The sequence below is a fragment of the Chryseobacterium geocarposphaerae genome (genome assembly GCF_002797535.1).
Classification (GTDB): Bacteria; Bacteroidota; Bacteroidia; order Flavobacteriales; family Weeksellaceae; genus Chryseobacterium; species Chryseobacterium geocarposphaerae.
The window spans coordinates 704,565-718,031 of record NZ_PGFD01000002.1; the positions used below are offsets into that span (position 1 = coordinate 704,565).

The following is a 13,467-nucleotide window of genomic DNA, read 5'->3' on the forward strand; positions in this document are numbered from 1 at the left end:
TTTTTTCAAGGTAGAAATTACTATAATAATGCCAACGAAATCTATTATGAAGAATATGATAAAGCAATAAGCTGGATAAGACAAAAATTCCTTTTTTTATATAAGCCTTCACGTATGCGATTTTTGGGATGTGTACTTATGTTATTAGGAGTAATAAACTTTTTTCTTGTTTTTTATGCATTAGTTAAAGCATATTTTTAATCCCTCAAAGCTGCAATTTCATCTCTCAACTTAGCAGCCTTTATAAAATCAAGGTTTTTCGCTGCAGTCTCCATTTCTTTTTGTTTCTGTGCAATGATTTTTTCTACATCTTCAGAAGTGTAAGAAGCTTTGGTTTCGGCAACTTTCTGTAGAATTTCTTTCTGAGTATATTTTTCGTCTGGGAAATCTTTACTTCGTCCAACCAGATTCTCAGATATTTTTTTATTAAGCGCTTGAGGAACTTTCCCGTGCTCTTCGTTATACTGCATTTGTTTGGCACGACGATATTCCGTTTCATCAAGTGTTGCCTGCATCGATTTTGTAATCTTGTCGGCGTACATAATAGCTTTACCATTGACATTTCTCGCCGCACGACCTACCGTTTGGATCATAGATCTTCGGCTTCTTAACATCCCTTCTTTGTCGGCATCAAGAATGGCAACCAGTGAGACTTCAGGTAAATCCAATCCTTCTCGTAATAGATTGACTCCAATTAAAACATCAAAAAGACCAAGACGTAAATCCTGCATGATCTGAATACGCTCCAAGGTTTCTACATCAGAATGAATATATCTGGTTCGTATCCCGAATTTTGTAAAATATTTGGTAAGTTCTTCAGCCATTTTCTTGGTTAAGGTGGTCACTAAAACCCTTTCATCGGCATCTGCTCTTTTCTGAATTTCCTCCATTAAATCATCAATTTGATTTAAAGTAGGTCTTACTTCGATAATAGGGTCTAAAAGCCCGGTCGGACGAATAATCTGCTCAATATATTCACCTCCGGTTTTTTCAAGCTCATAATCAGCAGGTGTCGCAGAAACATAAATCACCTGATTTTGCATGCCTTCAAACTCCTGGAATTTTAAGGGTCGGTTATCCATTGCAGCAGGAAGCCTGAAACCATATTCAACCAAAGACTCTTTTCTGCTTCTATCTCCTCCATACATGGCGTGAACCTGTGGAATGGTAACGTGACTTTCATCAATCACCATTAAAAAATCTTTTGGGAAATAGTCAATCAGACAGAACGGTCTTGTTCCTGGTTCTCTGCCATCCAGATATCTTGAATAATTTTCTATCCCCGAACAATACCCTAATTCTTTAATCATTTCTAAATCAAGCTCGGTTCTTTCCTGTAATCTTTTAGCTTCTAAAGGTTTTTCAACAGAATTAAAAAAGTCAACCTGTTTTACAAGGTCATCCTGAATATTACGAATGGCACCATTCAATGTTTCCTTTGAGGTTACAAATAAATTAGCAGGATAAATCTGAATTTGTTCAAAGTTTGAGGTTACATTACCAGAAACAGGATCAAAGCTCTGGATTTTTTCAATCTCATCACCAAAAAACTGAATTCTTATAGCGTTATCTGCATAAGCAGGAAACACATCAATCACATCTCCTTTTACACGGAATGTTCCCCTTTGGAATTCGTTTAAGGTTCTTGCGTATAATGCGTTAACCAACGAGTGAAGTAAGGCCGTTCTTGTTGTTTTCTCTCCCAATTCAAGAGAAATAAGTGATTTATGAAATTCATTTGGGTTTCCGATACCATAAATACAGGAAACCGAAGCAACAATCAAAACATCTCTTCTTCCGGAAAGTAAACTAGCGGTTGCAGACAGACGAAGTTTTTCTACTTCTTCATTAATACTTAAATCTTTCTCAATATACGTTCCGGAACTGGCAATATAAGCTTCAGGCTGGTAATAGTCGTAATAACTTACAAAATATTCTACAGCATTTTCAGGGAAAAATTCTTTAAACTCCATAAAAAGCTGAGCGGCCAGTGTTTTATTATGTGCTAAAACCAATGTAGGTCTTTGAACATTGTTCACGACATTGGCAATGGTAAACGTTTTTCCGGATCCGGTTACCCCCAATAACGTTTGGTATTTCTCACCAATTTCTATTCCATGGGTAAGCTTTTCGATCGCTTTGGGCTGATCTCCGGTTGGCTGATATTCTGACTGAAGTTTGAATTGCATCTAACAAAATTACAAAATAAAACCGTTCTGAAATATCAGAACGGCCTTAATCGTCATTTGTATTTTATTTATTGTATGTTAAATGAAACCGGTAACTTAAAAGCTGTTGGAACAGGTTTCCCATTCTCTGTTGCAGGCTTCCACGTTTTATTGTTAACAACTTCTTTCATCGTACGAACAGCTTCATTGTTGAGGGTTGGTGTGTTTCCTTCTGCTTTTATATCTGTGGTTTTGCCATTTTCATCTATTGAGATATAGATATCCGCTTTCATATTTCCTTTTTCATTTTTTCCGAAAACTGAAGAGTTAAAGGCATTGCCAAACTGCTTTCTCAGTTCATGGTTGCCTCCAGGAAATTCTGCCTGAACGAGATTTTCAGCTGGAGCTGTAGGAGGTGCAACTGCTAAATCTTTTACAGTATTATCATCATTTGTGTTTTTAATTTCCTGAAGTTTTGCAGTTATTTGTGTATTAGGGGTAATGGTGTCTTTATTACCCTTTTTAGCTTTAAATCCCATTATAATTTTAGTCTTCTCTTGTAAATATTTACTAAAATATTCATTGGTCATTAAGTTAACCTGGTAAGGCTGTGGATTTTTTTTACTGATAGCGTTGGGATATCTTTTACTAACGAATTGATGGGAGAAATCATTTGAGCTATAATTTTTTAAATCCTGATTGTTCGTTTTCTTTCCGTCAATCCACAATCCATACTTGCTGGAGTTCATATATTCTTGTAGGTTTTCTGATGACGGAATATTTTTTTCAAACTTCCCAGGATTAATGAAAAAGATAAAGGTTTCTTTTTTTTGTTCGGTTGTCAATTCACTATAAAATTCATATAGTTTTTCTCTATCCGATGTACTAATGGTCCTTTCAAACTTTGCATATTCTTTCTTGTTCAGAAGATGAGCATATTTTTCTAATATCTTATTAAAATTCGTATAAGGGTCATTCGATGTAATTTCAGAAATTATACTGTTTTTTTCTTGAATTAAGTTTTCCGGATTTTCTTTCGCATAAGCTTTATCGGCAAAAATTACTGCCAATGCTATAAAACTTGGAATTGTGAGGTACTTTTTTGCTTTCGCAAATTTTGAATTTTTACTTGTCATCATAATAAATCGTTTTTTGGTGTTGTTAAAATTGAATTGGTGAATCAGATTCAAATCCTGTTGTTTAAGAATTTCTTTTAGGATAAGCTCCTGATAAGTTTTGATATTTTTATTTTTATAAATTACCTGTTCATCCGCAATAAATTCGTGATTGGTAACCATTGCCCTTTTATAGAAATAAACAAATGGATTAAACCACAGTAAGATTTTAAGGATCTCTGTAAATAAAACATCTGCAGTATGCTTTTGCTTTACATGGATTTCTTCATGAAGAAAAATACTGTTTTCAATTTTGCCATCTTTAAAATAGTCCTTAGAAATATAAATGGTATTCATAAAACTAAAGGGAGGCATATTGTTTTCAAGTACTTTGATTACTCTGTTTCTATAGATGATTTTGCTTCCTTTAAGACTTTTGATTTTATAAATTGAAAACAGAAGCTTACAAAGTAAAATTCCTGATATCAAAAGATAAACCGGGAGAATTAAGGAGGTATAATCAAATGATTGTTCTGAGACGGTAATTGGTGTATAAGAAACCGTTTGCAGGATGTTTTCATCCTCAAAAAGTATTTTTTCTGCAGGTGCCTTTTGTTGGGTTTTTATAGTCATAAAAGGGACTACGTAAGAAAATACCAGAGCAAAAATCAGGAAAAACCGGTTGAAAACAAACGTTTTTTCCTTGGCCAGAAACAGATGATAACATCCTAGCAGAATTCCTGAACAGATAATGATTTTTAAAACAATAGTTTCCATTTTTTATTCTTTTATCTGTTGATCTATAATGTCACGAAGCTCTTTAAGTTCTTTTTGTGTCAGTTTTGAATTAGAGGTAAAGAACGAAGCAAACTGTGCAACCGAGCTGTTGAAAAAACGGTCGATCATGGAGGTCATTTCTTCTTTAAAATATTCCCCTTTTGCCACTTTAGGATAATATTCACGTGAATTACCATAAAGAGTAAAGCCAACCAAATCTTTATTCTGCATTCGTTTCAGTAATGTGGCAACTGTTGTGGCGGCCGGCTTAGGTTCAGGATAAGATTCTAAAATATCTTTCATAAAAACCTTTTCTTTTTCCCATAAGATCTCCATGAGTATTTTTTCGGAACCTGTAAGTTTTATCTCTTTCATATTCTACGTTTTGATATTTTTTTCTACAAATGTAGAATAAAAAATTAATTATGCAAATTTTTTATGGCATTATTTTTCCACTCATCGTTATAACCTCTTAAATATCAATTATGAAAATCTACAATTATCTTTCAGGAATCCTTTGTGTTGTCATTTTTTTCTCCTCATGTAAAAAGACGACAGCCCAGCAAACACATTCTGATGGAAGTGCTGAAACCCTTGAGCCTAACACTTCTTACAAGCCTGCTTTCGTTGGGCAGACAAGAATAAAAGCTGTAAAAACTAAAACGCCATATAAATTCGAGGTTTTAACTAAAAGTTTAGGTAGACCGTGGGGAATTATCAATTTACCGGACGGAAGATTCCTGATTACTGAAAAATCAGGGTATATGAATGTGGTTTCTACAGACGGAAAACAAATTTCAAAAATTGAAGGTTTTCCAAAAGTCGATTCAAAAGGACAAGGCGGAATGTTGGATGTAGCTCTTGATCCGGATTTCAAATCCAACAATATTATCTATTTTAGTTTTTCTGAGCCATTTGGTAAAGGGAATTTAACGTCTGTTGCTAAAGGTGTCTTATCTCAGGATTTGAAAACTATTTCAGGAATACAGGTGATTTTTAGGGCAGAACCTTCTTATGACGGGGATAAACATTATGGAAGCAGATTGGTTTTCGACAAAGACGGAAATCTGTTTGTAAGTACAGGGGAACGCTCAGATAAACAAACGAGAGTGTATGCTCAAAAAACGGATAATTATTTAGGTAAAATATTAAAAATAACTAAGGAAGGAAAACCTGCACCGGGAAACCCTTTCATAGGAAAAGATGGATATAAGCCTGAAATCTATGCTTATGGAATCAGAAACCCACAAGGTTTGGCGATAGATCCCAATGGAAATCTTTGGGATGTGGAAATGGGACCGAGAGGAGGAGACGAAATTAATTTAATTCAACCCGGAAAAAATTACGGTTGGGGCGATGTCACCTATGGAATTGAATATTCAGGGGAAAAGATAAATGGTGGAACAACGCAGAAGGCAGGAACAGAACAACCTGTTTATTATTGGGATCCTGTAGTTTCACCCAGTGGAGTTACTTTCTATACAGGGAATATTGACGAATGGAAAAATAATTTATTCATCGGTTGTCTGAGTGGAGAACATATCAACAGAATTGTAATGAAAAATAATAAAGTCATTGGTGAAGAGCGATTGCTTCTAGATCAAAAAGAAAGATTCCGGGATGTGCTGAACGGAATGGATGGAAATCTATATGCGGTAACCGACAGTGGAAAATTATATAAAATCTCGAAAAAATAGTGATAAAAATTCCCACAGATTTCATGAATTACACAGGCTTTTGAATCTGTGCAATTTGTGAGATCCGTGGGAAAATATATTTAGAAACTATTAATTATTCTATTCAATCCTTCCGTAAGAATTTCCTGAGACGTTGAGAAGCAGATTCTGACATGTCCTTCCGCTCCTTTCCCGAACCATCTTTCCGAGCCGGGAACAATTGCCACTTTCCCTTGCTGTAAAACATGCTGTGTAAATGCCTCACTCGATATTCCATTTTCAATCTTAGGGAAAATTACGAATGTTGCTTCCGGAAAATTAGGCGTTAAAATTCCTGAACTGCTTAGCATACTGTGCGCAAGATCTCTGTTGTGCTGTAAGTGTGTCAGAAAATCATTAAACCAGGGTTTCGCTTTATCAATGGCTACACTGGCTGCAATCTGTGACAGGGTAGAAACCCCTTCAATAGTAGAATTAAAATTTGATTTTTCAGTAAAATCATCCAAAAGATCCTGGTCGTTACATAAAACCGCTCCGATTCTTAATCCTGCAATTCCGAAAGATTTTGAAAATCCGAAAACCGTAAAGCTTTTCTTTTTTGCTTCTTCAGAAACAGAAGAATAGGTATTAAACTCTCTTTTGTCATACACGATATCACTCCAGATTTCGTCACTCATTACCCACAGATCATGAGCCGCGGCAATTTCTGAAATTTTCTTTAAAACTTCTTTGGAATATACTCTTCCGACAGGATTGTGTGGGTTGCAAATGCTGATAAGTTTGGTTTTCGGACCAATTAAAGAAACCAGCATTTCAAAATCGATGTCTCCTGTTTTGGAGTCGACTGCGCATAATTTGATGTTTCCGCCAACAGCATCTACTGTTTTTTTGAACAGGAAATCAACTGGATCAAAAATAATCGCTTCATCTCCCGGATTCAGAACATATTTGGCTACCATGAACATGCCCATTGCAGCACTGTTTACCGCTAAAACATTTTCAGGAGTAAAGCTTCCGTTTTTCCCGCTGTTAAAATGTTCTGCAACGCTTTTTTTAAACTCAGGAATTCCTGAAAAAGGGCCGTAACTAAGGTAGCCGTCTTTGATGTATTCAATAATGCCGTTCTCAATTTCCTTTGACATTCTGAAATCCGGATCAGCTGCGGTAAGAGGAATGATCCCGTCTTCCAGTGTTGCCCATCTTCCGTTGTAGGCTTTCCTTTTCAGAGCCTCAAAATTAATATCGTTATTTGTAAACATGTTTTATTTGTAAGAGATTGGTAAAGTGTTTTTAGGTTGTTCGCTTAATGGCAAAAGAAACTGATTCAATAATGCTCTTCCGTTTTTGATATGGATCTCAATTTCCGGCTTTCTTTCCTCTTCATACTTTTTGAAGGTTTCCTCAAGATCCTTTTCTTCCAGTAAAAGCTGAGTCAATGTGAACGAGTCCTTCAAAGCAGAAGTTACTCCCTGGCTTGTAAAAGGAATAAGCGGATGTGCGGAGTCACCAATGAAAACTACGTTTTTGTGATAGAAAGGATTCAGTTCTTCCAATTCGTAGACTCTCCAGATGTGAGCATTTTCATAGCTCGAGCCTTCAATAATTGAGGAAATAAGAGGATTCCAGTCTCCGAAATGATCCTGCATGAATTGCTTAATGCAATCCGGAGTATAATCTTCATTGATGAAAAACTTGCTGATATCGAACTGGCAATACCAAAGAATTTTTGATGAAGAAAGCTTTAAAACTCCAAAAGTAAGTCCTCCGTTTTCATGGTGGAACTTCAGAAAGTTGCTTTCGATCTGGCTGGCTAGTTCTTCGTTTTCAATAATGTTTACAACTTCATTTTCAAGAACAGCCTTCATCGTTTCGTGCTGAAAAATTGTTCTTCTGATTCTGCTTCTTGATCCGTCCGACGCGATTACAATATCAGCTTCTAATGGAGCTATTTCATCAAGCGTAATATCTGCTTTTCCGTTGGAAAATCCGTTCAGGGCAACTGTCGTTTCGTAAGAAATCTTTTCTGCGGGAATTCCTTTAGCCAAGATTTCGATCAATGCGCTTCTGGAAACCACAAATACATCATCAAGATCTTTTTCGGAAATAATTTCTCCGCTTTGGCTGTAATGAAGATATTTTTTTAAAAAACTTCCTTTTGTATAGAGATCGTCAATATTAATAATGCTTGAAAGGTGCTCTATTCCTTCTTTCGGAAGAATAAATCCGTGGCCTTTAAGATCATTTGGGGTTCTTCTTTCATAGATATGGTAGTCGATATTATTTTTTTCTAAATAATTGGCCATACTCAATCCGGAAACTCCGGCTCCTATGATTGCAACTTTGCTCATCCTTTTAATTTAAGTCGTATTGTTAGTTTTGTTTTTTTATTTGTCAGAATCGATAAAACTCTATACACTGTGGTCAATAATTAAATCCAACAGCTTATTCCTTTTTAATCGATTTATGAAATGTTTCTTTAATTGAAAAGTGATATCAAAAGAAGCGAATAATATTATTTAGTAGAGATTATTCCGGTGCCTTGAAGATGTTATCATCGGAATGGAATCCTGCAACACCGCCACTTACCGCAAATTTCATTGCAGAAGCAGCAGTCATCCCTACTACAGGTTTGATATTTTTTTCTTCAGTTACGATTACCCAGCCGGAGATGGCATAAGAATGAGGAAGGTAAACAGCAACATAATTGTGTTTATCCACGTCTGACATTTCTTTCTGGGTTAAAAAACCGATTCTCCATATTTCAGGATTTTCGTTGGTTTTTACCCAAACAGGATCGTTAAATTTCTTAGTATCTCCCACAAATGAAGACATCACATCTTTTGTGGGAGAATAAATATGCTTTATACCCGGAGTTTTTTCTAAAAGCCGATCTATAGCATCAACAAAAAATCTTCCTACTACAAATTTGTTTCCCAGATAGCCTAGTAATGCGGTACCCAGCAATATAGAGATGAAAACGATTCCCGGAGCTTCTTTAGAAATCGACGGGATTATATTATCTATGGAAGTGACAATATACCAGATGACAAAAACCGTAAGACCGATGGGACCAATAATAAGCAATCCCTGAAAAAAATTCTTCAGAAAATAACTCATAATGCTTTCAAAAGTCGGTTTTTTCAAAATTTATTCTTTATCCGTGGATGCTTTCTTTGTTTCCGTACGACTGGATGATTTTGGCTTCATATTCCAGCCATTCTTCCCAACGTTGATTTACTTTTTCAGGATCGCCAAGCTGTCTTGCAAACCCGATAAATGTGGTATAATGGTTAGCTTCCGAAATCATTAGGTCTCTATAGAACGTTTTTAATTCTTCGTCTTTGATGTTTTCTGTTAAAACTTTAAATCTTTCACAGCTCCTTGCTTCTATCATGGCTGCGAAAAGCATTTTATCAACGATCAAATCGTCTCTGTTGCCTCCTTTCTGAATGAAATTGACAAGTTCATTCACATAATCATCTTTTCTGGTACGTCCGAAAGTATAGCCCCGTTTTTTTATAATTTCATGAACCTGATTAAAATGGTCCAACTCTTCCTGTGCAATGGCCAGAAGTTCTGTTACAATTTCCGGATATTCCGGAAGCATGGTAATAAGCCCGATAGCGTTGGTAGCTGCTTTTTGCTCACACCAAGCATGATCGGTTAAAATTTCCTGAAGGTTTCCTTCTGCAATATTTGCCCACCTTGGATCGGTAGGAAGTTTCAGCTTAAACATGACTTAAAAAATTTTTGTAAAATTAAAATAATTTGTAATAAGAATATTATTTTATTTCAAATTGGTTTTTATGCAGACGTGGATGCGGTTTTCTTTCTTAAAAACTCCAGGATTTTCCATCCGAAACTATCAAATTTCTTTAATCCGGCTGCAATAATGAATGCTAAAATGACATTCACAATGTAAATAAGAACCATTAAAATCCACCACGGCATATTTTCTTTTAAGGGAACGACTAAGAAATACACCAAAGAAGAGCTGATTCCCTGGGCAAAATAAAAGAAGATCGCGTTTTTACCGATATGGGTAACGAAGCTTTCTTTTGAAATTTTAAGTCTGTTGTAAAAAACAAATAAGGTGATAAGAGAAAATAAAGTCCAGATAATATAAATAATTGTAGGAGGGAATTTATTTTTATTGATCTTATAGAAAACGTCCTTTCCATAATGGGAAAACATCCAAGCTAAAGCTAAGGCCACCAGTCCGTACAGTACAGGAATCCATTTTGTTGGGATTTTTTTGCCTTTCATTTGGTGAGCAATCAGAAAAACGGCCATATAAAAAGCCACATATCCTACCTGTCCTGAAGGATAATATTCCGGAAATATATTGAAAATTAATGTCAGTGCAATACAAATTCCAATGAACCAATTAATGTGTTTCGGGAAAAATTTTAAAATTAATACACCGAATACGCTTAGTATAAAATAAACTTTAAGATACCAGAAACTTCCCATTACGACAGGAAATGTATCCGCATTGGTGTATTGGTGAAGGTACCAGTTTCCAAGATTCTGCCATTGAGGTTGTGTTGAAATGCCTATTGCAGCATACTTAGATCCGAAAGTGGAATAGAAGTTTTGAAGCCATTCGAGAGAGAAAAAAGCAAGTCCGAAAACTTTGAAGAGATAATCTAAAAAGAAAAGCAGTGTCACAAAAATCATATAAGTGATCTGTAACTTCAAAAGCCTGTAAAATGTTTTTTCTATGTTTGAACCAGAGGTGATTCCACTTAAAGCATAAAATAAAGCGACATCAAAAACCAATGAGAAAACTCTCACTTCCGGGGCAATATAAAACTGACCGGACCAAAATGCAGTATGAATGAAGATGATGGAAAGTGTAGCCAATCCTTTTGCGAAATCTATATAAAGGTCTCTGTTCATGATGATTTAATCTGAGCTCAAAAGTAAATAAACTTTATGAATTTTTTTGACAAAGAAAAAGAGACAGGAACAATTCCTGCCTCTTAAGAAAGATATTTCAAAAAAGGATGTTACTTTAAATTTTTAAATTCTTCCGCAGAAATTTCTCCATTCTGAATTTGTTTCAACTCCTCCAGATATTGCTTCATATAATTATCGAGCTCCGGATATTGAGAATTTTTTGCCATTTTATAAGTTCCGTTCAAAACGCCCTGATAATAATAAAAGAAGTTATAATCAAAAGCAGAAGCTGAAAGATCATACTGACCCAACAAGAACCCCAAACGAACTGCAGATCTTCTTTGTGACGGCGTTCCGTGATGTCCTGCACTTGTTGTTTGATAATCTCCGATGCTTTGTGCAAATTCATAAGCCGCTGCAATTTGTGCAAAACTGGTTTGATTGTAGCCGTTGGGTCTTCTTAGATAATATCCGGCAAAACCATCAGCTTCCAGTTCGTTTGGTCTTGCAGTAGATTCACTTACAGAAGGCAATCCGAATATATACTGCAATTGATGACCATATTCATGGGCCAAAATCATTGCATTCACAATGTCCCCGCCTTTCGATTTCGCGTCATAATAAATAGCATATCCGTAATAGATTTTTCCTGTCGAATAAGAAATCGCATTGTAAGTGGAATTAAAATTCGAAGGATCGTTCACGAATCTTAAAGTAGGATTGCTTCTTCCCCACATACTTGCAATTTTTGTCATCTGAGAATTCATAAAATTGGTGTCTGTAGAGTTTTGCAGAGACGTCAATAAAACAGATGAGGAACTCCAGTATTGATCTACATAATAACAAACTTTTTCCAGTTCGTTCGGTTGGTCGATCTTTAAGTTTTCTGTTTGCTGTTCCTGCTGAACAGGAGTTTCCATAGTGTCGTCGTTACATGCTGATAATGAGAATACAGCAATTGCTCCCAGTACTATTGGGAAGTGGAAGATTCTTTTCATATATATTAAATATTTGGTGTAAACGAAGTTATTAATTTAAACGAAAAATATTATCACTTTATTGTGAAAAATTATTCAAAACATAGTTAAAAAAATATTTTAAAAAGATTGAGTTGAATTTGAGAGGATTAGAAAATATTTCTTATATTTGCACCTCGAAATAACTAAAAATTTATAAACAATGTTTGCAATTGTAGAAATAGCAGGGCTTCAATACAAAGTTGAGCAAGACCAAAAATTGTTTGTGAACCGTTTAGCAGGAGATAAAGGAGGTAAAGTATCTTTCGATAAAGTACTTCTTACTGTAAACGGAGCAATCACTGTAGGCGCCCCAGCTGTAAGCGGAATCACTGTAGAAGCAGAGATCCTTGATCATGTAAAAGCTGATAAAGTAATCGTTTTCAAAAAGAAAAGAAGAAAAGGTTACAAAGTGAAAAATGGTCACAGACAGTCATTAACTCAGATCAAAATCACTGGTATTACAGGATTTGACGGAGCTAAGAAAGAAACTAAAGCTAAAAAAGCTCCTAAGACTGAGGAGGTTAGCGCAGAATAATTGTTAAACCACACAAAACCTTAAAATAAAATGGCACATAAGAAAGGAGTTGGTAGTTCCAAAAACGGTAGAGAATCTCACTCTAAAAGATTAGGTGTAAAGATTTTCGGAGGTCAGGAAGCTATTGCTGGAAATATTATTGTTAGACAAAGAGGTACTCAACACCACCCAGGTGCAAACGTAGGGATCGGTAAAGACCATACTTTGTTCGCTTTAGTAGACGGTAAAGTAGTTTTCACTAAGAAAGCAAACAACAGATCTTTTGTATCTGTAGAAGCAAACGCATAATTTTAAGCATTTCATAAAAATAAAATCCTCAGCAAATTATTGCTGAGGATTTTTTATTTACAGAATCTTTTTTATTTTTTTATAAACTTGGAAGTGTTATTGGTTCCGTCGGAATACTGTACAGTTATGAAGTAGGTACCGGATTTTAAATGCTGAATGGAAATCTGGTTCTTGGAGGATTTATTCTCTATTTTCATAAGCTTTCCGGATATGTCATGAATTCTTATGTCTGTAATCTCTTCTTTTGAGCTAATATTTAAGATATCGCTTGCGGGATTGGGTGAGATCTTTAATTCTAAAGGCTTTTTATTTACTTCAGAAACTGCCAGGTTGCCCGCGCTTACTTTCAAATTATCAACATCCAGGCTGTAACCGTATTTTGCGACGCCTTCCAAAGCAATCTGGTACGTGGCCGAAGGATTGGGAAGAACAATAGGCCCGGAATTCGTCCATGAAGAGATATTGCTGTTGAAGGAGGTGATAAGTGTCCATGATCCGGAAGATGAGGTACGGTAATAAATATTCAGGATATTCTGGTCGGTTCCCCAAAGCATATTTCTGTAATAGAAATCTAAAGTGGGGTTGGCTACTGAAGATAGGTTCATTACCGGACCGATGAATCTTGCTATAGCATCTCTTGTGTGTGATCTGGTATCAAATACGGCCATTTTAGAACCTTGATAAGCCCCGGTTGTTCCATAATACCCAACACTCGTTGTGGTTTGTATCGCCCAGAAAAGACCGCTGGGTACAGAAGTGTTGGTTCCTGCGATGTACTGACAGGTCCATTGAGAGGATGTTGGGGATGAGTCTTCAAAGGTTTCTGTCCAGGGATAGCTGGTCACTTGTGCGCTGGTAAGAGCAGCAGCAAACATAAAAGAATAAAGTAATTTGTTCATAATCAGTATTTTATTTGTTCTAATTTATGAATTTTCATTGAATTAAAACAAATTGTTATAAAAAAAATGAAATTATTTACTTTTCTTG

Annotated in this window: 12 protein-coding genes and 1 pseudogene; 3 read left to right on the forward strand and 10 right to left on the reverse strand. The window is 35.6% G+C overall.

What is annotated here, in order from left to right:
* Positions 1 to 197 precede the first annotated feature (197 nt).
* From uvrB to CLV73_RS14910, 3 genes are all read right to left on the reverse strand, one after another.
* Positions 198 to 2,189 carry an excinuclease ABC subunit UvrB gene (gene uvrB / locus CLV73_RS14900; protein WP_100377654.1) on the reverse strand — a complete coding sequence of 664 codons (1,992 nt, stop codon included), beginning with the start codon at positions 2,187 to 2,189 and terminating at the stop codon, positions 198 to 200.
* A 68-nt stretch (positions 2,190 to 2,257) separates the two neighbouring features.
* The gene (locus CLV73_RS14905) at positions 2,258 to 4,060 is read right to left on the reverse strand and encodes a M56 family metallopeptidase (protein WP_100377655.1); all 1,803 of its coding nucleotides are present in this window, start codon (positions 4,058 to 4,060) and stop codon (positions 2,258 to 2,260) included.
* Between the two features lie 3 nt (positions 4,061 to 4,063).
* Positions 4,064 to 4,435, reverse strand: coding sequence for a BlaI/MecI/CopY family transcriptional regulator (locus CLV73_RS14910; protein WP_100377656.1), 372 nt, complete (start codon positions 4,433 to 4,435; stop codon positions 4,064 to 4,066).
* 110 nt (positions 4,436 to 4,545) lie between these two features.
* Between CLV73_RS14910 and CLV73_RS14915 the strand changes: the two genes are divergently transcribed.
* On the forward strand, positions 4,546 to 5,757 hold the full coding sequence (locus CLV73_RS14915; RefSeq protein WP_100377657.1) for a PQQ-dependent sugar dehydrogenase: 1,212 nt from the start codon (positions 4,546 to 4,548) through the stop codon (positions 5,755 to 5,757).
* A gap of 80 nt (positions 5,758 to 5,837) precedes the next feature.
* Here the strand turns inward: CLV73_RS14915 and CLV73_RS14920 are convergent, their stop codons facing one another.
* The 6 genes from CLV73_RS14920 to CLV73_RS14945 form a co-directional block, all read right to left on the reverse strand.
* Positions 5,838 to 6,995, reverse strand: a complete 1,158-nt coding sequence (locus CLV73_RS14920; RefSeq protein ID WP_100377658.1) for a pyridoxal phosphate-dependent aminotransferase — start codon at positions 6,993 to 6,995, stop codon at positions 5,838 to 5,840.
* Positions 6,996 to 6,998: 3 nt separating this feature from the next.
* Positions 6,999 to 8,084: an FAD-dependent oxidoreductase gene (locus CLV73_RS14925; RefSeq protein WP_100377659.1), complete on the reverse strand. Its 1,086-nt coding sequence runs from the start codon at positions 8,082 to 8,084 to the stop codon at positions 6,999 to 7,001.
* 178 nt (positions 8,085 to 8,262) lie between these two features.
* Positions 8,263 to 8,880 (reverse strand): DUF502 domain-containing protein, encoded by a 618-nt coding sequence (locus CLV73_RS14930; RefSeq protein WP_100377660.1) that lies wholly within the window; start codon positions 8,878 to 8,880, stop codon positions 8,263 to 8,265.
* Between the two features lie 10 nt (positions 8,881 to 8,890).
* Positions 8,891 to 9,472, reverse strand: a complete 582-nt coding sequence (gene miaE / locus CLV73_RS14935) for a tRNA-(ms[2]io[6]A)-hydroxylase (protein ID WP_100377661.1) — start codon at positions 9,470 to 9,472, stop codon at positions 8,891 to 8,893.
* A 68-nt stretch (positions 9,473 to 9,540) separates the two neighbouring features.
* Positions 9,541 to 10,638 carry an acyltransferase family protein gene (locus CLV73_RS14940; RefSeq protein WP_100377662.1) on the reverse strand — a complete coding sequence of 366 codons (1,098 nt, stop codon included), beginning with the start codon at positions 10,636 to 10,638 and terminating at the stop codon, positions 9,541 to 9,543.
* A 110-nt stretch (positions 10,639 to 10,748) separates the two neighbouring features.
* Positions 10,749 to 11,636, reverse strand: coding sequence for a neutral zinc metallopeptidase (locus CLV73_RS14945; RefSeq protein WP_100377663.1), 888 nt, complete (start codon positions 11,634 to 11,636; stop codon positions 10,749 to 10,751).
* Positions 11,637 to 11,817: 181 nt separating this feature from the next.
* On the opposite strand from CLV73_RS14945, the pseudogene rplU reads away from it, so the two are divergent.
* Positions 11,818 to 12,189: pseudogene (gene rplU, locus CLV73_RS14950) on the forward strand (50S ribosomal protein L21); the annotation flags it as partial.
* A gap of 33 nt (positions 12,190 to 12,222) precedes the next feature.
* A complete protein-coding gene (gene rpmA / locus CLV73_RS14955) occupies positions 12,223 to 12,480 on the forward strand; it encodes a 50S ribosomal protein L27 (protein WP_089857756.1) in 258 nt (85 codons plus the stop codon).
* Between the two features lie 71 nt (positions 12,481 to 12,551).
* Here the strand turns inward: rpmA and CLV73_RS14960 are convergent, their stop codons facing one another.
* On the reverse strand, positions 12,552 to 13,379 hold the full coding sequence (locus CLV73_RS14960) for a T9SS type A sorting domain-containing protein (RefSeq protein WP_100377664.1): 828 nt from the start codon (positions 13,377 to 13,379) through the stop codon (positions 12,552 to 12,554).
* Between the last annotated feature and the right edge of the window lie 88 nt (positions 13,380 to 13,467).